The following is a 20,754-nucleotide window of genomic DNA, read 5'->3' on the forward strand; positions in this document are numbered from 1 at the left end:
GATACCTATTGATTTTTTTGTGTCAGGCCTCGACTCTCACCCCACCCGCAGAGGCCGGGCATGACGGGGGGGGCGGAAGATGAACGTGACGAGCGGCGATGAAACGGGGGTTGTGCGGATCGGCATCGCGGCATCGGCGGCATTGCGAAGCGGCGCCGACTCGCCGCTCTTCGGCTTCCTGCGCGACTTCGCGCCATTTCTCGCCGCCCCCCGGGTGCGGCTGCACGCGGTTGGCGCCACCTGCGATGCCATCCTTGCCTCCGGCCTGCTCGGCGGCAACCCGCCGGTTCGTCTGCGCCCCGCGCGTGAGGGTGGGGTGATCACTCTCACGTCGATGGTGGTGCCGGATGCCGCCGGCCATGCGGCGCTCGATTTCGTGATCTACCTGATCGATCCGGTCGACCCGATCGGCGTTTTCCCCGAGATGCAGGCGCTGAAGCGGCAATGCGTCGTGCATGGGCGAGCGTTCCTGACCAATCGTGGCGCCGCCTCGGAATGGTGCGCTCTGGTCTGGAATCGTCTGGCCGGAATCGACCGCACCGGGCTTGCGGCGCAACTCGTCCGCTGGGTGCGGCCCGAAGCGGTCGCGGCGGAAACGATCGGGCTGATCGCCCACGACACCCAGAAGCCGGTGATGCTGGATTTCGCCCGGCGGCACCACGCGCTGCTGTCGCGCTTCAGCCGGCGCCTTGCCACCGGAACCACCGGCGGGCTGCTGAACGGCGAGGTGCCGGCGCGGCTTGCGGCCGAGGCGGCGGCATTCCGTTCGCGGCTGCCGCCGCCCGTGCCGGGCTGGACCACCGCCTTCCAGTCCGGCCCGCGCGGCGGCGATGCGCAGATCGCCGAGGAGGTGCTGGAAGGGCGTTGCCGGCGGTTGATCTTTTTCGAGGACCCGCATGTGGCGCGCGAGCATGAGGCGGATATCCAGCTGCTCGAGCGCGCAACCCGCTTCGCCCCGGAAGGCTGTCTCTGCATCAACGATGTGGCGAATGCGGAACTCTGGGCGGCTGGATTCGCGGCGCTGATCTCCGGCTGACCGGCCGCCCGGCCCGTTCGCGGGAGCGATCCTGGATAAATTCGCCCGAGCGATCCCGGACAAAAAGGTGCCGCTCTCTCACGGCAGTCACCGAGTTGCCGACGACATTTTTCGGCGGCGGGCGCGGTCCCCGTGCGTTTTGCACGGCCTGCGGCGTGCGGTTGTTGCCAGCCGGCGCACGCTTTTTTGCGCTCGTGCAGGATTGTATCTAGACGTTAAAAATTAACGAACCGTTACGACAAGGCACAGACTTCCACATAATTTTGTGAACATTGGCCACGTCATTCCGACGCACCGGCTCGACGCGGCGCCGCGCGGTTGATAAGCCGGTCCGCCCGGCGCGCGGCGCCCCCCAGGCGGGGCGGCCGCCGCGCGCCATTCTATTGACGAAGCACGTAGTCTTGCCCGAACGCGATACAGCCCGGGCCGGGCCATGCACCAGGAGGCAGCGAATCGGACCATGACCGTGGCAATCGAGATGGGTGTGGCGGCCGGCAACGCGCCTGCCGTGCTCGACCTTGAGGAACTGCTGGCCACGAGATTGCTGGTCCAGGGCAATTCCGGCTCCGGCAAGTCCCACCTGCTCCGCCGCCTGCTGGAACAGAGTGCCGCCTGGGTGCAGCAGGCGATCATCGACCCCGAGGGCGATTTCGTCACCCTCGCCGAGCGGTTCGGCCATCTGGTGATCGATGCCGAGGCGCATTCCGAGCCGGCGCTGCAACTCGCCGGCGAGCGCGCGCGCGCGCACCGTGTGTCCGCCGTGCTGAATCTCGAGGGTCTCGACGCCGAGAACCAGATGCGCCGCGCCGCCGCCTTTCTCGGCGGGCTGTTCGAGGTCCCGCGCGACCACTGGTATCCGATGCTGGTGGTGGTGGACGAGGCGCAGCTCTTCGCCCCCGCCGCCGCCGGCGAGGTGTCGGACGAGGCGCGCAAGCTCTCGCTGGGCGCCATGACCAACCTGATGTGCCGCGGCCGCAAGCGCGGCCTCGCCGGCATCATCGCCACCCAGCGCCTCGCCAAGCTCGCCAAGAACGTCGCCGCCGAGGCCTCCAACTTCCTGATGGGGCGGACCTTCCTCGATATCGACATGGCCCGCGCCGCCGACCTGCTCGGCATGGAGCGCCGCCAGGCCGAGGCGTTCCGCGATCTCGAACGCGGGCATTTCATCGCCCTCGGCCCCGCCTTGTCGCGCCGGCCGCTGGCGCTGCGGATCGGCTCCACCGAGACCGAGGCGCGCCACGCCACCCCGCGCCTCACCCCGTTGCCCCAGGCCACGATCGAGGATGCGCAGACCGTCATCCTCGCCCCGCCGCCGCCCGAGGCCGCGCGCCCGCCGCGCCGCGCCCCATCCCCGCCGCCGCCCGACCTGCTGAGCCAGTTGATGGCGGCCCGGCCGGCGATGGAAAGCCTCGCCGCCGAGTCGCCGCCGCCGCAGAGCCCGGCCGAACGGGCCGCGCATCAGGCCCGGCTCGAGCGCATCCTCGCCGATCTCCTGGCCGATCCCGAGGCGGGGTTCCGTCCGGTCGGCGTGCTGTATCAGGATTTCCTGGTCCGCTGCCGGATCGAGGCGCTGGGCGCCGCCGCCCCCGACCTCGCCGCCTTCCGGCGGATGCTGACCCGCGCGCGCGCCGGGATCAGCGCGGCGATGGCGGAGGATGCGGTCTGGCAGGATGTGCTGTCCCGCGCCGCCATCCTGCCCGAGGACATGCAGGGGATTTTCCTGATGATCGCCCGCGCCGCGCGCGACGGCCAGCCCTGTCCCGGCGACCCCGCGATCGCGCGGGCCTATGGCACCCGCTCGCTCGGCCGCGCCCGCCGGCTGCTCGCCTACATGGAAGAGCAGGGGCTGATCGTCTGCCAGCTCGACGGGGCAGGGCGGCGCATCGTCACCCTGGTCGAACTCGCCTGGGCGACGGCGCCGGGGCTGCCCGACGCCGAGACACCGCCCTCGGCCCTCAGCCCAGCGCCAGCATCGTAAGCCACTGCGCCACCAGCGCCGGTTTCGGCTGCCCCTCGATCTCCATCGTCACGTCATGCGTCAGCAGGATGCGGCCTTCGCCCTTCTCGGCGAGATCGGCCAGCGCGAACCGGCCACGGATGCGCGACCCGGCGCGCACCGGGGCCAGAAACCGCAGGCTGTTCATCCCGTAATTCACCGACATCGCCACCCCCGCGAGCCTCGGCAGCGTGTCGTAGGCCATGCGGCTGAGCAGCGAGAGGGTGAGGAACCCATGCGCGATGGTCCCGCCGAACGGGCTCTCCCGCGCCCGCTCGGGATCGACATGGATGAACTGGTCATCCTCCGTCACCTCGGCGAAGGCGTCGATCCGCGCCTGGCCGACCTCGATCCAGCCCGAACAGCCGACCTCGGTGCCGACCAGCGTGCGATAGTCGGCGAGGGTGAGCGCCGGGGCGCTCACAGAACCTCGAACAGGCCGGCCGCGCCCATGCCGCCGCCGACGCACATCGTCACCACCACATGGCGCGCGCCGCGGCGCTTGCCCTCGATCAGCGCGTGGCCGACCATGCGCGCGCCGGACATGCCATAGGGATGCCCGATCGAGATCGAGCCGCCATCGACATTGAGCAGCTCGTCCGGCAGGCCGAGACGGTCGCGGCAATAGAGCACCTGCACGGCGAAGGCCTCGTTCAGCTCCCACAGGCCGATATCGCCGACGCCGAGCCCGAAGCGCGAGAGCAGCTTGGGCACCGCGAAGACCGGGCCGATGCCCATCTCGTCCGGCTCGGTGCCGGCGACGGCCATGCCGACATAGCGGCCGAGCGGCTGCAGGCCGCGCTGTTCGGCGAGCTTCGCCTCCATCACCACGCAGGCCGAGGCGCCGTCCGAGAGCTGGCTGGCGTTGCCCGCGGTGATGCAGCCGCCCTCGCGCACCGGCTTGAGCCCGGCGAGGCCCTCGGCGGTCGTCTCCGGCCGGTTGCCCTCATCGGCGGCGAGGGTGACGGTCTGCTGGCTGGTGGCGCCGGTGGCGCGGTCCGTCACCGTCTTGGTCGCGGTGACGGGGATGATCTCGGCGTCGAACCGGCCGGCCTGCTGGGCGCTGGCGGTGCGAAGCTGCGATTGCAGGGCGTAGGCGTCCTGCGCCTCGCGCGAGACGTTGTAGCGCTTCGCCACCACCTCGGCGGTGTCGATCATCGGCATGTAGGTGTCGGCGTGCAGGGCCAGCAGCTCGGGGTCGCGATCGACCCGCATCGCCTCGGTCTGCACCGTCGAGATCGACTCGACGCCGCCGGCCAGCACCACGTCCATCCGGTCGACGATGACCTGCTTCGCCGCGGTGGCGATGGTCATCAGGCCGGAGGAGCATTGCCGGTCCATCGTCATGCCCGGCACGGTGACGGGCAGGCCGGCGCGGAGCGCCGCGGTGCGGCCGATCGTGTGCTGGCCGCCCTGGGGCAGCGCGCTGCCGATCAGGCAGTCGTCGATCTCGGCGGGGTCGATCCCGGCGCGGCGCACTGCCTCGCGCAGCGCGTGGGCGGCGAGGGTGGGGGCCGGCGTTGCGTTGAAGGCGCCGCGATAGGCGCGGCCGATCGGGGTTCTGGCGGTCGAGACGATCACGGCGTCACGCATGGCTGTTCGCTCCTCTGGCGGAAAATGGGGTGGAGGGCCTCAGGGTTCGGCCGTCTCCACCGGGTTGGCGGCGACGAGGCCGCCATCGACGGTGAGCACCTGGCCGACGACATAATCGCCGGCGCGGCTGGCAAGATAGATCGCGGCCCCCGCCATGTCCTCGGCGCGGCCGATGCGGCGGGCGGGGATCGCGGCGGCGACCGTCTCGCCCCGGTCGCGGGCGGCGCGGTTCATCTCGGAGGGAAACGCGCCGGGGGCGATGGCGCTGGCGACGATGTTGTCGCGGATCAGCCGCGCCGCCATCCGCCGCATCAGGTGATGGATCGCCGCTTTCGATGCCTGATAGCTGTAGGTCTCCCAGGCGTTGACGCGCAGCCCGTCGATCGAGCCGACGCAGATCACCTTGGCCGGGCGGTCGGGCCGCGCCGCCGCCTTCAGCGCGCCGTGCAGCGCCTGGGTCAGGAAGAACGGCGCCTTCACATTGACGTCGAACACCTTGTCCCAGCCATGCTCGGGGAAGCTCTCGAACGGCGCGCCCCAGGCAGCACCGGCGTTGTTCACCAGAATGTCGAGCGCCGGCTCGCGTTCGCCGATGGCGGCGGCCAGCGCGCGGGCACCCTCGACGGTGGAGATGTCGGCCGGCAGGGCGATGCAATCGGGCCCGAGTTCGGCCGCGGCCTCGCGACACTGCGCTTCCTTGCGCGCCGAGATGTAGACCCGCGCGCCCTGGGCGAGGAACCCCTCGGCGATCATCCGGCCGATGCCGCGCGAGCCGCCGGTGACGAGGGCGACGCGCCCCTGCAACGAAAACAGCGATGCCGGATCGATCATGCCGGTCCTCCCTTATGGTTCCGGGCCGCGAAGCGGCGCTTCTCTCTGTTCAGCTAAGCCAGGCGGGCCCGGCTGGCAAGCCGGTTTTGGATGAACGTACGGTTTTTCCGGGCGGATCGCCCCGGCAATCGCGGCGGCGAAATCCTCCCGCGCCAGCGCGAGCAGCGCCGTATCCGCCCCGGTGGCGGCGGCGCGGATCAGCTTGCCGACGAAGACGGCCTGCACCGCGAGCGGCCCGGCGGGGTGCGGCGGCGCCGCGCCGATCGCCGCCAGCCGCCGGCGCCAGGCCTGGTGCTGGTCGCGCAGCGTGGCCGCGAGTGCGGCGCGCAGCGCCACGCTCTCGCCGGGCGCCTGGGCGGCGCGCAGAAACACGGCGTAATGGCCGAGCGCCTCGCGCGCATGCTCCAGCACCTCGCGAAACCAGATCGCCGTGGTGAGATCGACCAGCCGCGCCTCGTCGATCGCGGCGGGGTCGATCGCGCCGAAGCCCGCGCGGTAGCGCGCCTTCGCCCGCTCGAACAGCGCGACCTGCGCGGTGGCGAGCAGCGCGCCGATCGCCGGGAAATAATAGGCCGGCCCGCTGCGGGCGAGCCCGGCGCGCTGGGCGATGGCGGCCCAGCTCACCGCCCCGGCCCCGGACTCGACGAGAATGTCGATCGTCGCCTGCACGATCCGCGCGCGGGTCTCGCGCTGGCGCGCGGTGGCGGCGCCAGCCTCGCCCTCCGCCGCGGGATCGGCCGGGCCGAACCGCGCGAAGTCGAGCCTTCCCTCGATGAGATCGCGCGCCGCCTCCGGCTCCAGCCCGAGCGGATGGAGCAGGAAGGTCAGGCCGATCGCCCGGTCGATCGCCGCGCGGGCCGCGCCGCGGTCGAGCCCGAAGCCGAGATTCGCGCCGATGGCGTGCCAGATCTCGTCGAGCCGCGCGTACCAGCCCTGCGCCAGCCTCCGCCCCTCCGCGCCCCGCCCGCCATGCAGGATCAGCTCGCACCAGGCCAGCGAGCGCGTCCGCTCGCGGCCGAGCGCGTTGAGCACGACGCGGATCACAAGATCGTCGATCCGCCCGAGCCCGGTCGCCTCGCCGGCGCTGACGCGGCGTTCGAGCCGGGCGAACGCGTCGAGATAGCCGCTCATCAGATGGCGGGAGGCGCTGGCGATGAGTTCTGTTTTCGAATCGAAATGATAAGTCGTCGCGGCAAGGCTCACGCCCGCCGCTGCCGCCACCGCCCGATGGGTCAGCCCGGAAACCCCGCCCTTGGCAAGAACGCCGACGGCACCTTCATGAATCCGCTGCCGCGTGCGCAGGCTGCGATCCTGCACCATGCGCCGAAGCCCCCCGCTAGAGCGCGAACAGCGCGGCCGGCGCGTCGAGGCTGCTGGTCTCCAGCGTCGCGCACAGCGCGAGGCGTGCAACCGCCAGCGGCAGCTCATGCGCCATGAAATAACGACATGTCAGTATCTTGCCCTCAAGGAACAGGCGCTCATCGGCCGAGGCGTCGCCCCCGCGCGCAGCGGTGGCCGCCAGCGCCTGCCACAGCCACAGCCAGCCGATCACGACATGCCCGAACGCATCGAGAAACACAGTGGCATTGGCCAGCCGCCGGGGAATGTCGGCGCAGCCGAGCAGTGCTGCGGCCGTGCGCTCAAGCTGGTCGAGCGCGCCGCCAAGCCGCGCGGCCTCCGCCGCGAGGGTGGGCTGAAGCCCCGCCCGCGCCGCTGTCTCGCGCATCTGCGCGGCGAAGCGGCGCAGCGCCTCCCCATTGTCCCCGCCGAGCTTGCGGCCCACCAGGTCGATGCCCTGAATGCCGAACGTGCCTTCGTGAATATGGTTCAGCCGGTTGTCGCGATAGAGCCGCTCCAGCGGATAGTCCCGCGTGTAGCCATAGCCGCCGAGAATCTGCATCGCCCATTTGTTGGCTTCGAGACAGTGTTCCGAGGGCCAGGATTTCACCACCGGCGTCAGCAGCCCGAGCAGCGTGCCGAGCCATTCGGCCTCCGCCGCATCGGTCGCGATCTCCTGCCGGTCGACCAGTTGCGCGGCATAGAGGCAGAGCGCCTGCGCGCCCTCCACCGCCGCCTTCTGCGCCAGCAGCATGCGGCGGATATCGGCATGCTCGATGATCGGCACCGCCGCCGCCGGGTCCTTCTGCCCTGCCTTGCGCCCCTGGATGCGGGTGCGGGCATACTCCGCCGAATGACGATAGCCGGCGAGGGCGGACATCGCCGCGGCATGGCCAACGCCGATGCGCGCCTCGTTCATCATCTGGAACATGTATCCGAGGCCGCGATGCGCCTCGCCGATCAGATACCCGATCGTCTCGCCGCTCTCGCCGAAATTCAGCAGGCAGTTGGTGGTGCCGCGCTGGCCCATCTTGTGGTTCAACCCGGCGAGGGCGATGTTGTTGCTCGCGCCGACGGCGCCGCTCTCATCGACCCGGCGCTTGGGCACGAGGAACAGCGAAATGCCGCGCGTCCCCGCCGGCGCGCCGGCGATCCGCGCCAGCACCATGTGCACGATATTCTCCGAAACCTCCTGATCCCCGCCCGAAATCCACATCTTGCTGCCGCGCAGCGAAAACGTCCCGTCCGCGCGCGGCGTCGCCGTGGTGGTGATGTCGGCGAGCGACGATCCGGCCTGCGGTTCGGAAAGACACATCGTGCCGAACCAGCGCCCCTCCAGCATCGGCGGCAGGAAGTTCTGGCGCAGCGCCGCGCTGCCGAAGGCGGCGAGCAGATTGGCTGCGCCGACGGTGAGAAACGCGTAATTGGCGACGGCGGTGTTCGCACAGGTGAAAATGCCGCTGGCCGCCGTGTGCAGCACCCGCGGCGCCTGCAACCCGCCATGCTCCAGCGCGAAGGGCAGGGCGAAGAACCCCGCGGCGGCGCAGGCGCGCAGCGCGCGCCCGGTCCCCTCCGGCATCTCCACCCGCCCATCGACGAAGCGCGGCTCCTGCGCGTCCACCTCTGCGGCGATCGGCAGGAACAGCTCCTCGGCGATCGCCTGCGCGGTGTCGAGCATCTGGGTGCAGGCGTCGCGGTCGAACGCGGCGAAGCGCTCGTGGCGCAGCAACTCGTCCATCCCGAGCAGGTCGAACAGAATGAAGTCGAGGTCGCGTCTGTCGACGATCATGGACATGGCGTCGTCTCCCTGGTGCGTCGCGACACTACCGGCCAGTGCCGCCCGTGTCGATCCGGAATTGAACATCCGTACAGTTTTCTCGTCCCCCCGCGCGCCCACCCCGCCGCCCCCTCCCGCGCGGCGTCTTGCCCCCGTCACATTTCATGGCCGGTTTGTCCTCCGCAGCCCTTGCCGCGGCCGCGAACTCGGTCTAATAGGGCCCTCACGCACGGTGGGGCCATAGCTCAGTTGGGAGAGCGCCTGAATGGCATTCAGGAGGTCGTCGGTTCGATTCCGATTGGCTCCACCAGCGTTTTCCAGGACATGATCGACGTTTCGCGGATGCCTTGGCGGCATGGCCGATCGCGCGGTTGCGTGCGGCCCTGATCGGCCGGCATCCGTGCAAGTCGCACCGGGGCCCCGGCTGACCCGATCGGGTCAGCTGCTCAGTTCGCTTGGCACGGGAGCGAGGAAGGGTGGGCTGCGGCGGCTGAGGCGCACCGCCAGCCGGTCCACATGGCGCTCGAACAGGACCGCGACCGGCAGGGTGACCGCGAGGCCGGCGATGAGCGCGGCCAGGCAGCCCGGCACTGCGCCGGACCGTGGCGCGATCAGGTTGAACACGCTGCACCCGATGGTCGCCATGACCGGGAAATGCACCAGGTAAAGGCTGAACGAGATGCGGCCGAGGAAGGGTGGGCTGCGGCGTTCCAGCAGGTGCCGGGCGCGCGGCAGGTGCAGCACGCCGAGGAAGATCAGGATCGCGCCGACCTGGTTGGAGAAGTGAAACGGATCCGGCGGGTGCTGGTGGCGCAGCAGGCTGTGCAGCAGCAGGATCGGCGCCGGCGGGATCAGGCGGCAGAGCAGGATGCCGGTGGCCAGGGAGAGGATCGCGAGGCCCTGCCGCAAACGCCCGGGTGAAGGTCGGCTCAGGCCGGCAAGCGCGTAGCCGAGGGCGAAGAGGAACCACTGGCTCGCCCCGAGCCAGAGGGCGAGGGCGGCGATGATTTAGGGCAGCAGCGCGCGCCGGCGCCGCTCGACATAGCTGAGGCCGAGGCAGAGCACCGATCCGGACAGTTCGACATTGAGTGTCCAGGTCGGCGGATCGAAGGCGTGCAGGAGATCCGGCATGGGGATGAGATGGCGGAGGAACGGAAAGCCGTTCGCCCCGGCATAGCCGGTGAGGACGCTGTTCAGGACGGCGTCGCGAAGAACCGGGCCGGCGGCGGGCGGGGTCGCGAGCAGGATGCCCAGCCAGTGCGTCGAGCCCGAGAGGGCGGCGGCATGGAGATGCGCCTGGTCGTCCAGCGACAGCAATGCGCCGGCGAACAGCACGGCCGCGGAAGCGGGCAGGCCGAGGCGCACGAGGCGGCGCCAGAGACCGGAGGCGAAACCGTCGATCCGGGCGAAGGCGCGCCGCAGCACGTAACCGCTGAGCAGGAAGAAGATGTAAACGGCACTGTAGCCGTTGATCAGGAACACGGTGGGAGAGCGGGCGATGGCGGCCTGCCAGCCATGGGAGGCGAGGAGGTCGGCAGGGCCGATGCCGGCCATCGCGAGGACCGGCAGAAACGCGCTCACATAGTGCAGAAAGACGACCTGGAGGGCGGCAAGGCCGCGCAGACCGTCAAGAAAAGCTACCCGTTCGGATTTCAGTGTCCGCTCCATCGAATTTATCAATGAATCGGAGATTCCATTATTGAATTTTGTTGTCAATTTGAAAATAAATGCGTTGGCGAGAGTGCATAAATACCTCAAAACGTATTTATGACTTTAGAATAAAGGTATTTTTTTAAATTATTCTGTAATATTAGAACGGTGCACCGTTTGACCGCGTTGATGCCGGCAGGTGGCGGGAGTCGGATCTGCTCTTGATATCCGATCCGGTGCGGCAGGATGGAGCGCGATCGCCGGCCGCCGGCATGATCCGTCCCGCACGGCATCCCGTCGCGGCATTGAAACGATAATCAAACGGCATTGGATTCATCGAGGTGCTGCCGGCATTTTTCAGGAGCCGCACGCGGCGCCGCGAGAACGGCGGTTGCGGGAGACGGCGGGGACGATCCGCTTCGCGGATCCGACAAGGAGGACACCATGAAGACATTCATTCTGCTCGGCGCCCTTGCCCTGGCCGGGACGGGCACTGCATTCGCGCAACAGGGCAACGCGGGCACGCGCCTGACGCCGCAGCAGGCGACGACGATGAAGGCGGACCTGACCCAGGCGCAGGCGCTGGTCGCCAAGATCAACCGGAGCTACCACACCGACTTCGCCATCGCGCCGAAGATGGAGCATGAGGCGATGATGCACATGGCGCGCGCCGAGATGGAAATGGCGAAGGCGATCATGGACCTGCAGATCAACTTCAACCCGAGCCCGCTCGGCGGTTTTTCGGGCGGCAACTGATCGGAAGGCGCTTCGGCGGCAAGGCATGAAAATGGCCGGAGCGCGATGCGCTCCGGCCGTGTCGCAGGCGCAAAGGGGCTTATTTCTTCGGCAGCGCGAAGATCGCCACCGCGTCGCCATACGGATAGCTGAGCTGGAAGTTGCCGCCGGCGGCAACCGCGACGTATTCGCGGCCGTTCACCGAATAGGCGACCGGCGGGGCGTTCACGCCGGCGCCGAGGTTGAACCGCCACAGGCGCTTGCCGGTCTTCGCGTCCATCGCGTCGAACCAGCCATTGCCCTCGCCGGTGAACACCAGGTTGCCGGCCGTGGCCAGCACGCCGCCCATCATCGGCTGCGGCAGCGTGTCGTTCCAGCGGATCTTGCCGGTATCGACGTCGATCGCCGTCAGCGTGCCGTCCTGGATGCCGTGATCGACATTCTTGAACGTGCTGCCAAGGCGGATCTGGCCGGGGATGGCCGGGCTGCTCTTCTCGTTGGTGAAGGTCATGAGCTGGTTCATGCCCATCACGTAAACGTCGCGGGTGAGCGGCGAGAACGCCGGCGGCGACCACTCGGCGCCACCATTCGCACCCGGCAGCATCTGCACGCCCTTCGGCGTCGGCTGCGCGAACATGTTCTCCTGCTTGTCGAAGGGCTGCGACTTGCGGATCAGCTTGCCGGTCTCGCGGTTCACGATGTAATACCACGCGGTCTTGCCCGCCTCGCCAACGGCGGGAACCATCTTGCCGTGGTCCCGCACGTCGAACAGCATCGCGTTGCTGACGGCGTCATAGTCCCACACGTCGTGCTTCACTTCCTGGTAATACCAGACGAGCTTGCCGGTGTGGATGTTGAGCGCGACGATCGAGTCGGTATAGCGGTTGTCGCCCTTGCGTGCCGAGCCGTTGAGGTCGGGGTTCGGGTTGCCCGTCGCGAAGATCAGCAGGCCCCGCTTCGGATCGACGGTCGGCGTCGTCCACACGGTGCCGCCGCCGGTCTTCCACGAATCGCCTTCCCAGCCGGCCTTGCTGTCGGTGGTGTGGAAGCGCCAGATCTGCTTGCCGGTCGTCGCGTCATAGGCGGCGACGAACCCGCGGATCGGCCACTCGCCGCCGGCGCTGCCGATGATGACCATGTTCTTGTAGACGGTCGGCGCCATCGTCTCCGAATAGCCATAGCGCGGATCGGCAACCTTGGTCGACCATTCCTGCTCGCCGGTCTTGGCGTTCACCGCGACGAGATGATCGTCCAGCGTCAGCATGTAGACCTTGCCGTTCGAGGCGGCCGCGCCACGGTTCACCGGGCCGCAGCAGATCTGGATCTGGCCGTCGGTGTAGGTGTAGGTCCACAGCGTCTGGCCATTGGTCGCGTTCATCGCGATCAGCGCCTGCTTGGAGTTCACCATCGGCGTCGTCAGATACATCACGCCGTTGACCACCAGCGGCGTGGTCTCGAAGCTCGCGCTGTAGCCGGTCTGCGCGATGGCGACCGGAGCGAGATCCTTCACATTGGCCGACGTGATCTGCTTGAGCGGCGAGAAGCGCGAGTTGTCGAAATCGCGGCCATTGACCAGCCAGTTCGCATCCGCCTTCGGCGCCGCTTCCAGCATCGTGGTCGACACGTTGACGTCCGAGGTGATGGTCTTGCCGACCTTCGCGGTGAGCCCGCCGGTCTCCGACCCTTCGGCCTTCACCGCGCCGGCCTGCGCCGACTGCGCCAGCGCGAGGCCGAGCAGTGCTGCCGCCGGCAGCGCGGCAAGCCGCAGCCGGCGCGCGAGGCGGGATTGATTGTCCGTTGTTGTCATTTTGTGAGTTTCCCCTGTGGTTTTAGCCAGTCCCGGCCGCGCGCGCGGCCGGCGTTCCGTCCGGCGTCAGGACTTGCCGGGATAAGGCAGCATCTTGACGCAGGAGGCGGTCTTGGCGTCGAGCGCCGTGGCGCCGGACGAATAGCCGTTATGCTGCAGGACATACGCGAAGATCGCGTCATATTCCGCCGGCTTGAGGCTGCCCGGCGCCTGGTAGGGCATCTGCGACTTGATGAAAGCCAGCAGCTGCGCGCCGGTGATCTTGGTGAATTCGAGATACGACTTGAACTTCGCCCCGCCGATCGCCGGGCCCGACCCGCCCTCCATGTTGGTCATGTGGCAGGCGGCGCAGTTCGCATCGTAAAGGGTCTTGCCGGTCGCCGCCTGGGCGGCGGTGAAATCGCCGCTCGCGCAGCCCGCCGAGGCGATCCCCGGCAGCGCCAGCATCGCGGCGGCGGCGAGGCCAAGCATGGCCCTGTGTGCGTTGGTCATGAATGTTCCCCATGTTCAGTAGGCCCGCAACCGGGCGTTGTTCTCATATTCGTTAGGCGGCACCTAAATGAACCCCGCGGTCCTGTAAAGCGGCGACGATCGCGGCGGCGGCGAAATGTTCCGCTTCGCCACGCCGCCCCCGGCCGCGTCTGGCGGCAGGCGCGGGAATCGTCGTAGCCTGCCGCCAGTTCGGCGCACCGGAGTGGAGAATCGCATGGCAACGCATCCGTCCTGTCTCATCCTCGGCGCCTCGCGCGGCCTTGGCCTCGCGATGGCGGAGGAATATCTCGCCCGCGGCTGGCAGGTGACCGCGACGGTGCGCGGCGCCGCCCGCACCGGCCTGCACGAGCTTGCCGCGCGGGAAGGCGGCCGCCTCGCCATCGAACAGCTCGACATCAACGATCCCGCCCAGCTCGCCGCCCTGCGCGCCCGGCTGGAAGGGCGGGTGTTCGACCAGCTCTTCGTCAATGCCGGAATCGCCAACGACCCGGCGGCGCCGATCGGCGCGGTCAGCACCGAAACCTTCGTCGACCTGATGCTGACCAACGCGCTCAGCCCGATGCGCGCGGTCGAGACGCTGGCCGACCTCGTGGCACCGGATGGCGGAATCGGGCTGATGTCCTCCGGCCTCGGTAGTGTGGCCAACAACACGACCGGCATGTTCGAGGCCTACCGCGCCAGCAAGGCGGCGCTGAACACGCTGATGCGCAGCTACGCCGTCCGCCACAAGGGCTCGGCCCGCTCCCTCGCCCTCGTCGCCCCCGGCTGGGTGCGGACCGACATGGGCGGCCCGCAGGCGACGCTCTCCATCGGCGAGAGCATCCCCCGCGTGGTCGATCAGCTGATCGCCCGGCGCGGCACGCCCGGCCTCGCCTTCTTCGACTATACCGGCGCCGAACTGCCCTGGTGAGGCGCTCGCTGGCCGCAAGGGAGGAGACGGACATGAACTTATCGGGCAACGCCTCGCGCCTCACCCAGTCGGCGCGCGACCGCACCCGCTGGGTCAGCGGCGCCGGGCGCTATGTCGCGGACCTCCAGCCGGACGGCGCGCTGGCCGCCGCCTTTCTGCGCGCGCCCCACGCCCATGCGGCGATCGCCTCGCTCGATGCCGCGGCGGCGCGGGCCATGCCGGGCGTCGTCGCGGTGCTGACCGGCGAGGATTGCGCCGCCGCCGGCTTCGGCAATTTCCGCGCCCTGATGCGCTACGGCGCCGAGGGCGCGCGCCCGCTCGTCGCCCCGTTCCGCCCGGTGCTGGCGCAGGGGCGGGTGCGCTATGCCGGCGAGCCGGTCGCCTGCGTGGTCGCCGAAACCCTCGCCGCGGCGATGGACGCGGCGGAGGCGATCGCGGTGGAGTACGAGATGCTGCCGCCGGTGGTCGGGCTCGACGCCGCGCCGGACGCGCCGCCGATCCATCCCGAGGCGCCGGGCAATCTCGCCTTCCTGCACGAGGCGGGCGATGCCGCGTCGGTCGCCGCCGCCTTCGCCACGGCGGCGCATGTCGCCGCGGTGCGGTTCGACCTGCCGCGCCTCGCCCCCTCCACGATGGAGCCCGGCGGCATCGTCGCACGGTATGACGCGGCTTCGGGCGTCTATCACCTCGTCACCCCGCACCAGGGCATCAACGAGATCCGGCTCGATCTCGAGGCCGTGCTCGGCGTGCCGGCGTCGCGCATCATGATCGAACTGCCCGATGTCGGCGGCGGGTTCGGCCTGCGCAGCCCGGCCTATCCCGAGCACGCCGCCCTCCTGCTCGCCGCCCGCGCCACCGGCCGGACCGTGCGCTACGTGCCGACGCGCGGCGAAGCCTTCCTCAACGACAATCACGGCCGCGGCACCAGGCTCGCCGGCCGCCTCGCGCTCGATGCCGATCTCCGCTTCACCGCGATCGAGATCGACTACCAGACCGATCTCGGCGCCTATGTCACCACCGTCGGCGCCTTCGTCAACGTCCATAACGCGCTGCAATCGGGCACCGGCACCTACGCGATCCCGGCGGCGCATGCCCGTTTCGCGCAATATTTCACCAATGCCGGCCCGCTCGGCCCCTATCGCGGCGCCGGGCGGCCGGATATCGCGCTGCTGGTCGAGCGCCTGGTGGACGAGGCCGCCGCCGCAACCGGCGCCGACCCGCTCGATCTGCGGGCGCGCAACGCGATTCCTGCCGCCGCCTTTCCCTGGCGCACCGCCTTTGGCGCCAGCTATGACAGCGCCGACTATGCCGCCCTGATCGCCGCCGCCCGGGCGGAATCGGGATGGGACGACATCGCCGCCCGCCGCGCCGAAGCCACCGCGCGCGGCGCGCTCCGCGGCCGCGGCGCCGCGCTCTTCACCGAAATCGCCGGCGGCGGGGCGGCGGCGCAGGACGAGGCGCTGGTCACCCTCTCGCTCGAAGGCGGCCACGCCGTCGCCCGCATCGAAACCGTCACCGGCGGCAGCGGCCAGAGCCAGGCGGAAACCTACGCCTTCATCCTCGCCCGCGAAACCGGGCTCGACCCCGCTCATATCGAACTCGTTGCGAGCCCGCCCGGCAGCACGCTCGCCGGCGCCGGCTCGATCGGCTCGCGCTCGACGGTGAGCGCCGGCAGCGCGGTGGCCGATGCGGGCGTCAGGCTGCGCGAGCGGCTGCTCGCCCTGGCCGGGCTGCGCGCCAATGAAGCACCCGAGGATCTCGCCATCGCCGGCGGCGCCATCCTCCGGCGCGACCGCACCCCGGTCATGACCCTCGCCGAGGCGGTGGCGGCCGCGGGCGGCGAAATCGCCGTCACCGGGGTCAAACCCGTCGCCGCGACCTTCCCCTCCGGCTGCCACATCGCCGAGGTGGAGATCGACCGCGAGACCGGTCTGGTCCGGCTGGTGCGCTATGTCGCCGCCGATGATTCCGGCGTGCTGGTCAATCCCGTCGTCGCCGAGGGGCAGATCCATGGCGGCATCGTCCAGGGTGTGGGCGGCGTGCTGGGCGAGGGGATGCGCTACGACGAAGCCGGCCAGCCGCTCACCGGCAGCTTCATGGACTACACGATGCCGCGCGCGGCCGACGTCCCCGGCTTCGTCACGATCGACCTGCCGACGCCCTCGCCGAACAATCCGCTCGGCGCCAAGGGCCTGGGCGAGGCGGGGACGACCGGCGCGCTGCCGGCGGTCGCCAATGCGGTGGCGGACGCCCTGCGGTCGATCGGTGCGACGCTGCCGCCACTTCCCTGCACCCCGCTGCGCGTGTGGGAGGCGATCCGCGCGGCGGATTCCTGATCCCGCTCAGATCGCCGCCGCGTGCCGCCCGGCCTGGCCGAGCCAGGCATCGAAGGCGGCGGCGGCATGGCGCAGGAACGGCCGCCCGGCCTCGGTGATGGCGATGCGGCTGCCCTCGCGGTGCAGAAACCCGTCGGCCTCCAGCGGGGCGAGGGACTCGCATTCGGCGCCGAACCGGCCGGAATCGCCGCCGAACGCGGCGAGATCGACCGCGAGATCGCACATCAGCCGCTCGATGATCGCCCCGCGCAGCCGGTCCTCGTCATCCAGCGCCAGCCCCTTGGCGGTGGCGAGCCCGCCGGCTTCGATCGCCGCGAGATAAGGCTGGGTGCCGACCGCGTTCTGCGCGTAGCCCTGCGGCAGACGCGAGATCGCCGAGGCGCCAAGGCCGATCAGCAGGTCCGAGGGGTCGACCGTATAACCCTGGAAATTGCGCCGCAGCGCCCCGGTGCCGGCGGCGCGTGCCATCGCGTCCTCGGGCCTCGCGAAATGGTCGAGCCCGATCCGCCGGTAGCCGGCGGCGACCAGCAGTTCGGCGGCGCGCTGTTGCTGGGCGAAGCGCGCCGCGACATCCGGCAGGGCACGCTCGGCGATCACCTGCTGGCGCTTGCGCGTCCACGGCACATGGGCATAGCCGTAGAGCGCAATCCGATCGGGTCCGAGGGCGAGCACCTCGCCGATCGTCGCTTCCAGCGAATCGATGGTCTGGAACGGCAGGCCATAGACGAGGTCGAAATTCACCGAGGCGATGCCCGCCGCCCGCGCCGCCTCGGCGGCTTCCCTGGTCTGCGCCACGCTCTGGTGCCGCCCGATCGCCGCCTGCACCTCGGGCGCGAAATCCTGCACCCCGAGGCTGACGCGGGTGACGGCGAGATCGCGCAGCAGCCCCGTGGCGTCCCGCGGCAAAGTGCGCGGGTCGATCTCGATGGCGATTTCGGTCGCATCCTCCAGCACGAAATGCCGGGCGAGCGCCGCATGCACCCGGCGCAGCAGCGGTGCGGGCAGGGCGGTCGGTGTGCCGCCGCCCCAATGGATCTGCCCGGCCGGCAGACGATGCCCGATCGCGGCGGCGACGCGGCCGATCTCGGTCTCCAGCGCCGCCGCGTAGCGCTCCAGCGCGCCGACGCTGTGCACCGCGCTCGTGGTGCAGCCGCAGAACCAGCACATGCTGCGGCAGAACGGCACGTGCAGATAGAGCGAGGCGCGGGCATCGGGCGGAATGGCGGCGAGCCAGCCGGCATAATCCTTCGCCCCGGTCGCGGCGGAGAAATGCGGCGCGGTCGGATAGCTGGTGTAGCGGGGCAGCGGGCGGTCGTAGCGCGCGAGAAGGGCCTGTTCCATGCGCCCTGTCTGGCCCGCCCGCGCCGCCGCGTCCTTGATCGAAATCAAGCGGCGCGGCGGCGGCGGCTTCAGGCGGCGGCGAACCGCCGCTCCATCTCCCGGCGTGCGGCGATCGCCGTTTGCAGCGCCGATCCGGCGGCGGCGAAATCGACATCGTCCCACCCCACCACCTCGCCCTCGGCGATGCCGCGCCGCAGCCGCGCGTGATGCGCGAGCCCGATCGGCAGCGCGCCGGCGGCAAGACTCGCCCGCGCCGGCAGCAGCTTGCCCCACACCGTGTAGCCGCCCTCGCCATCGAGCACCTCGCCCGCCGCCAGATCCCGCTTGGCGATGGCGGCGACATCGCCGGCAAAGCCGCGCGGCCGCCCGGTCGGCTCGTTGCGCAGCGCGACCGACAGCACCGAGACGTTCAGCTCCAGCCCGATCAGGTGATAGGGCTTGTACATCGCGGCATAGCGGCCGGAGGCATCGGTCTTCAGCCCGTACTGCGCGAAGCACGCGGCGGCGTAGTCGTTCGGCGCCTCGAACACGGCATAGACGCCCCAGCGCAGGTCGCGGAACACCGGCCGCCCGTCGCGCTCCAGCGAGGAGACCACCTCGACCATGCCTGATCGCTCCAGCACCCCGCCGGCCGCGCGCGGGCGCAGCAGATGCGGCAAGTCGTCCACCCCGCAGGCGGGGAAATGCAGGCCGGACGAGGGCACGGCCAGCCCCGTCGCATTCGCGATCGCCGCCATCTCGATCGCGGATTTGGTGCCATCGAGAAAGGAGTTGAACATTTGCGGGTTCATCCCGCCCTCGCGCGCCTGCTCCGCCGTCAGCCCGTAATGCTGCCACACCGTGTCCGGGGTCACGCCATGATAGAGCGGCAGGTATTTCGTCCCCTTGCCGGCGGCGACCACGGAAAACCCGCAGGCCAGCGCCCAGTCCACCATCTCGGCGACGAGGGCGGGCTGGTCGCCATAGGCCAGCGAATAGGTCACCCCCGCCGCATCTGCCTCGGCGGCGAGCAGCGGGCCGGCCAGCGCATCGGCCTCGACATTGACCATCACCACCGGCTTGCCGGCGGCGAAGGCGGCGCGCGCATGGGCGATGCCGGCGGGCGGGTTGCCCGTCGCCTCGATCACCACGTCGATATCCGCGCGCCGCAATTCCGCGCCGGCATCGTCGGTGAAGCGCGTCGCGGCGACAAGCGCGTCGTCCCAGCCAACGGCGCGGCAGGCGGCGCGCGCGCCGTCCGGCCTGAGATCGGCGATGGCGGCGACCTCGATGCCCCTGGTGTGCGGCACCTGCGAGAGGAACATCGAGCCGAATTTCCCGGCGCCGATCAGCAGCACGCGGACCGGCCGCCCGGCATCGGCCCGGGCGGCAAGGAGGTGGGAGAGATTCATCGCCTCATTCCGCCGCCGCGCGGGGCGTGTGCGCCGCAAGCCGCGCCAGCGCATCGTCCGCCACCGGCACGATCGGCGCGAAATCCCGGTGCGCGATGAACTCCGGCCGCGTCGGCGTGCGGATGTGGTTGGAAACCGCGTTGAGCGTCAGATACACGATGCGGCGCGGATAGGGCGTGATGTTCCCGGCCGAGCCATGCACGAGATTGCCGTGGAACATCAGCACGCCGCCCGGCTTGCCGGTGGGCGCGACGATCCCGCCCTCGGCGACGAGCCGGCTCACCGTCGCCTCGTCCAGCGTCCAGAGCGGGTAGGACGTGGTCTCGACATCGTGGCGCGCCTCCAGGTCGCCCGCATTGTGGCTGCGCGGCACCAGCAGCAGCGGGCCGTTGATCGGCATCACCTCGTCGAGAAACACCGAAATGTTCATCGCCCGCGGCTCCGGCATGCCGTCATCGCGCTTCCAGGTGCCGTAATCCTGGTGCCACTGCCACACCTCGCCGGTAAAGGCCGCCTTCGCGTTGATCTTGTACTGGTGCATGTAGACCTGCTCGCCGAAGATCTGCTCGACCGGCCGGATCAGCCGCGGATGCGCGCCTAGCGTGCCGAACGCCTCGTTATAGGTATGCGCGGCGAAGGCGGTGCGCGGCGCGCCGGTCTTCTCGCGCCAGACTTCGGGCCGGTGCTCGCGATAGATCGCCTCGGACTCGCGCTTGAGCAGCGCCACCTCCGCGGGGCTGAACAGCTCGGGCAGGAACAGCCAGCCCTCGCGGTGGAAATCCTCGATCTGCTGTGCGGTGAGTTGCATGTCGTTTCCTCCTGTTCTGTCGTTTGTCGGTTGTGGCTCAGCCCGTCCGCGCGCGTTCGGCGAGGCGGCGCGCGGTGATCGCGCCGGCATCGCTCGCATGCTCGCGCGCCGCCGCCTCGGCCCCCGCCTCGTCGCCCGCGCGCACGCGGGCGAGGATTTCGGCGTGCTCGCGCCAGGCCCGGGCGCGGTAGTCTTCGGTCTCCAGCACCGCCGCCATGGCGCGGGCGAGGGCGGGAAAATGCGGGCCGGTCATCGTCTCGAAGACCGGGTTGCCCGAGGCGCGGTAGAGCGCGCGGTGAAAGGCGAGGTCGAGCCGCAGCAGGGCGGGAACGCCGCCGGCCGCGCCGGCGGCGGCGATGATGGCGTCGAGCGCGGCCAGGGCGCCGGCATCCCGCCGGGCGGCGGCGCGGCGCGCGGCAAGCCCGTCGAGGGCGGCGCGCACGTCATGGATCTGGACGATCCGTTCGGGGTCGACCGGCGCGATCTCGAAGCCCTTGCGCCCGCTCTCGCGCAGCAGGCCCTGGCGGTGCAGCAGATGCAGCGCGTGGCTCACCGGCTGGCGCGACACGCCGAGCCGCGCGGCCAGCTCGCCCTGGCGGATGCGCATGCCCGGCAGCAGGTCGCCATCGGCGATCGCCTCCACCACCCGTTCATAAACCTGGTCGATCAGCGTCTCCGCGGTCTCGATCCGCTCCATCCCCGTTCCCGCCGCA

General features: G+C 70.2%; 18 protein-coding genes and 1 tRNA gene. 6 read left to right on the forward strand and 13 right to left on the reverse strand.

From position 1 onward, the window contains the following. Nucleotides 1–79: 79 nt before the first annotated feature. Complete coding sequence (locus ACIDOCELLA78_RS96960; RefSeq protein WP_201727401.1) at nt 80–1,036, forward strand: methylglyoxal synthase; 957 nt, start codon at nt 80–82, stop codon at nt 1,034–1,036. A gap of 460 nt (nt 1,037–1,496) precedes the next feature. Further along, complete coding sequence (locus ACIDOCELLA78_RS96965) at nt 1,497–3,014, forward strand: ATP-binding protein (protein ID WP_201727402.1); 1,518 nt, start codon at nt 1,497–1,499, stop codon at nt 3,012–3,014. Here ACIDOCELLA78_RS96965 and ACIDOCELLA78_RS96970 read toward each other — a convergent pair. From ACIDOCELLA78_RS96970 to ACIDOCELLA78_RS96990, 5 genes are read right to left on the reverse strand one after another with little or no spacing between them, the layout of a single operon-like run. Next, a complete protein-coding gene (locus ACIDOCELLA78_RS96970) occupies nt 2,992–3,456 on the reverse strand; it encodes a MaoC family dehydratase (RefSeq protein WP_201727403.1) in 465 nt (154 codons plus the stop codon). The genes ACIDOCELLA78_RS96965 and ACIDOCELLA78_RS96970 overlap by 23 nt on opposite strands. After that, entirely contained in the window at nt 3,453–4,625 is a 1,173-nt protein-coding gene (locus ACIDOCELLA78_RS96975; protein WP_201727404.1) for an acetyl-CoA C-acyltransferase, read from the reverse strand. Before ACIDOCELLA78_RS96975 ends, ACIDOCELLA78_RS96970 begins: the two co-directional genes overlap by 4 nt. A gap of 39 nt (nt 4,626–4,664) precedes the next feature. Continuing rightward, on the reverse strand, nt 4,665–5,456 hold the full coding sequence (locus ACIDOCELLA78_RS96980; protein ID WP_201727405.1) for an SDR family oxidoreductase: 792 nt from the start codon (nt 5,454–5,456) through the stop codon (nt 4,665–4,667). Between the two features lie 12 nt (nt 5,457–5,468). Continuing rightward, nucleotides 5,469–6,776 carry a TetR/AcrR family transcriptional regulator gene (locus tag ACIDOCELLA78_RS96985; protein WP_201727406.1) on the reverse strand — a complete coding sequence of 436 codons (1,308 nt, stop codon included), beginning with the start codon at nt 6,774–6,776 and terminating at the stop codon, nt 5,469–5,471. A gap of 16 nt (nt 6,777–6,792) precedes the next feature. Beyond that, nucleotides 6,793–8,583, reverse strand: coding sequence for an acyl-CoA dehydrogenase (locus ACIDOCELLA78_RS96990; RefSeq protein ID WP_249674829.1), 1,791 nt, complete (start codon nt 8,581–8,583; stop codon nt 6,793–6,795). A 222-nt stretch (nt 8,584–8,805) separates the two neighbouring features. On the opposite strand from ACIDOCELLA78_RS96990, the gene ACIDOCELLA78_RS96995 reads away from it, so the two are divergent. After that, nucleotides 8,806–8,881: transfer RNA gene (locus ACIDOCELLA78_RS96995), tRNA-Ala, on the forward strand. Between the two features lie 128 nt (nt 8,882–9,009). Here ACIDOCELLA78_RS96995 and ACIDOCELLA78_RS97000 read toward each other — a convergent pair. Continuing rightward, nucleotides 9,010–9,480, reverse strand: a complete 471-nt coding sequence (locus tag ACIDOCELLA78_RS97000; protein WP_249674833.1) for an acyltransferase — start codon at nt 9,478–9,480, stop codon at nt 9,010–9,012. A 99-nt stretch (nt 9,481–9,579) separates the two neighbouring features. Continuing rightward, on the reverse strand, nt 9,580–10,239 hold the full coding sequence (locus ACIDOCELLA78_RS97005) for an acyltransferase family protein (protein ID WP_249674835.1): 660 nt from the start codon (nt 10,237–10,239) through the stop codon (nt 9,580–9,582). A 426-nt stretch (nt 10,240–10,665) separates the two neighbouring features. Between ACIDOCELLA78_RS97005 and ACIDOCELLA78_RS97010 the strand changes: the two genes are divergently transcribed. Beyond that, nucleotides 10,666–10,977, forward strand: a complete 312-nt coding sequence (locus tag ACIDOCELLA78_RS97010) for a hypothetical protein (protein ID WP_201727408.1) — start codon at nt 10,666–10,668, stop codon at nt 10,975–10,977. 79 nt (nt 10,978–11,056) lie between these two features. Here ACIDOCELLA78_RS97010 and ACIDOCELLA78_RS97015 read toward each other — a convergent pair whose 3' ends face one another. Both ACIDOCELLA78_RS97015 and ACIDOCELLA78_RS97020 read right to left on the reverse strand, forming a co-directional pair. After that, nucleotides 11,057–12,763, reverse strand: coding sequence for a PQQ-binding-like beta-propeller repeat protein (locus ACIDOCELLA78_RS97015; protein WP_201727409.1), 1,707 nt, complete (start codon nt 12,761–12,763; stop codon nt 11,057–11,059). 66 nt (nt 12,764–12,829) lie between these two features. Then, nucleotides 12,830–13,255 carry a c-type cytochrome gene (locus ACIDOCELLA78_RS97020; RefSeq protein ID WP_201727410.1) on the reverse strand — a complete coding sequence of 142 codons (426 nt, stop codon included), beginning with the start codon at nt 13,253–13,255 and terminating at the stop codon, nt 12,830–12,832. Between the two features lie 214 nt (nt 13,256–13,469). On the opposite strand from ACIDOCELLA78_RS97020, the gene ACIDOCELLA78_RS97025 reads away from it, so the two are divergent. Beyond that, nucleotides 13,470–14,165, forward strand: a complete 696-nt coding sequence (locus ACIDOCELLA78_RS97025) for an SDR family NAD(P)-dependent oxidoreductase (protein WP_201727411.1) — start codon at nt 13,470–13,472, stop codon at nt 14,163–14,165. A 32-nt stretch (nt 14,166–14,197) separates the two neighbouring features. After that, complete coding sequence (locus ACIDOCELLA78_RS97030; protein ID WP_201727412.1) at nt 14,198–16,501, forward strand: xanthine dehydrogenase family protein molybdopterin-binding subunit; 2,304 nt, start codon at nt 14,198–14,200, stop codon at nt 16,499–16,501. Between the two features lie 6 nt (nt 16,502–16,507). On the opposite strand, the gene hemN is transcribed toward ACIDOCELLA78_RS97030, so the two are convergent. The 4 genes from hemN to ACIDOCELLA78_RS97050 all read right to left on the reverse strand — a co-directional run bounded on the left by hemN (nt 16,508) and on the right by ACIDOCELLA78_RS97050 (nt 20,738). Then, complete coding sequence (hemN, locus tag ACIDOCELLA78_RS97035) at nt 16,508–17,842, reverse strand: oxygen-independent coproporphyrinogen III oxidase (protein ID WP_201727413.1); 1,335 nt, start codon at nt 17,840–17,842, stop codon at nt 16,508–16,510. A gap of 68 nt (nt 17,843–17,910) precedes the next feature. After that, nucleotides 17,911–19,233 (reverse strand): NAD(P)H-dependent oxidoreductase, encoded by a 1,323-nt coding sequence (locus tag ACIDOCELLA78_RS97040; protein ID WP_201727414.1) that lies wholly within the window; start codon nt 19,231–19,233, stop codon nt 17,911–17,913. Nucleotides 19,234–19,237: 4 nt separating this feature from the next. Then, nucleotides 19,238–20,041 carry a phytanoyl-CoA dioxygenase family protein gene (locus ACIDOCELLA78_RS97045; RefSeq protein ID WP_201727415.1) on the reverse strand — a complete coding sequence of 268 codons (804 nt, stop codon included), beginning with the start codon at nt 20,039–20,041 and terminating at the stop codon, nt 19,238–19,240. 37 nt (nt 20,042–20,078) lie between these two features. Beyond that, a complete protein-coding gene (locus tag ACIDOCELLA78_RS97050) occupies nt 20,079–20,738 on the reverse strand; it encodes a GntR family transcriptional regulator (RefSeq protein WP_201727416.1) in 660 nt (219 codons plus the stop codon). Nucleotides 20,739–20,754 lie beyond the last annotated feature (16 nt).

This window comes from Acidocella sp. C78 (assembly GCF_907164655.1).

Coding starts and splice junctions, on each gene's coding strand:
- ACIDOCELLA78_RS96960 (WP_201727401.1), top strand. CDS start 80: ATGAACGTGACGAGCGGCGATGAAACGGGGGTTGTGCGGATCGGCATC.
- ACIDOCELLA78_RS96965 (WP_201727402.1), top strand. CDS start 1,497: ATGACCGTGGCAATCGAGATGGGTGTGGCGGCCGGCAACGCGCCTGCC.
- ACIDOCELLA78_RS96975 (WP_201727404.1), bottom strand. CDS start 4,625: ATGCGTGACGCCGTGATCGTCTCGACCGCCAGAACCCCGATCGGCCGC.
- ACIDOCELLA78_RS96980 (WP_201727405.1), bottom strand. CDS start 5,456: ATGATCGATCCGGCATCGCTGTTTTCGTTGCAGGGGCGCGTCGCCCTC.
- ACIDOCELLA78_RS96985 (WP_201727406.1), bottom strand. CDS start 6,776: ATGGTGCAGGATCGCAGCCTGCGCACGCGGCAGCGGATTCATGAAGGT.
- ACIDOCELLA78_RS96990 (WP_249674829.1), bottom strand. CDS start 8,583: ATGATCGTCGACAGACGCGACCTCGACTTCATTCTGTTCGACCTGCTC.
- ACIDOCELLA78_RS97005 (WP_249674835.1), bottom strand. CDS start 10,239: ATGGAGCGGACACTGAAATCCGAACGGGTAGCTTTTCTTGACGGTCTG.
- ACIDOCELLA78_RS97010 (WP_201727408.1), top strand. CDS start 10,666: ATGAAGACATTCATTCTGCTCGGCGCCCTTGCCCTGGCCGGGACGGGC.
- ACIDOCELLA78_RS97015 (WP_201727409.1), bottom strand. CDS start 12,763: ATGACAACAACGGACAATCAATCCCGCCTCGCGCGCCGGCTGCGGCTT.
- ACIDOCELLA78_RS97020 (WP_201727410.1), bottom strand. CDS start 13,255: ATGACCAACGCACACAGGGCCATGCTTGGCCTCGCCGCCGCCGCGATG.
- ACIDOCELLA78_RS97025 (WP_201727411.1), top strand. CDS start 13,470: ATGGCAACGCATCCGTCCTGTCTCATCCTCGGCGCCTCGCGCGGCCTT.
- ACIDOCELLA78_RS97030 (WP_201727412.1), top strand. CDS start 14,198: ATGAACTTATCGGGCAACGCCTCGCGCCTCACCCAGTCGGCGCGCGAC.
- hemN (WP_201727413.1), bottom strand. CDS start 17,842: ATGGAACAGGCCCTTCTCGCGCGCTACGACCGCCCGCTGCCCCGCTAC.
- ACIDOCELLA78_RS97040 (WP_201727414.1), bottom strand. CDS start 19,233: ATGAATCTCTCCCACCTCCTTGCCGCCCGGGCCGATGCCGGGCGGCCG.
- ACIDOCELLA78_RS97045 (WP_201727415.1), bottom strand. CDS start 20,041: ATGCAACTCACCGCACAGCAGATCGAGGATTTCCACCGCGAGGGCTGG.
- ACIDOCELLA78_RS97050 (WP_201727416.1), bottom strand. CDS start 20,738: ATGGAGCGGATCGAGACCGCGGAGACGCTGATCGACCAGGTTTATGAA.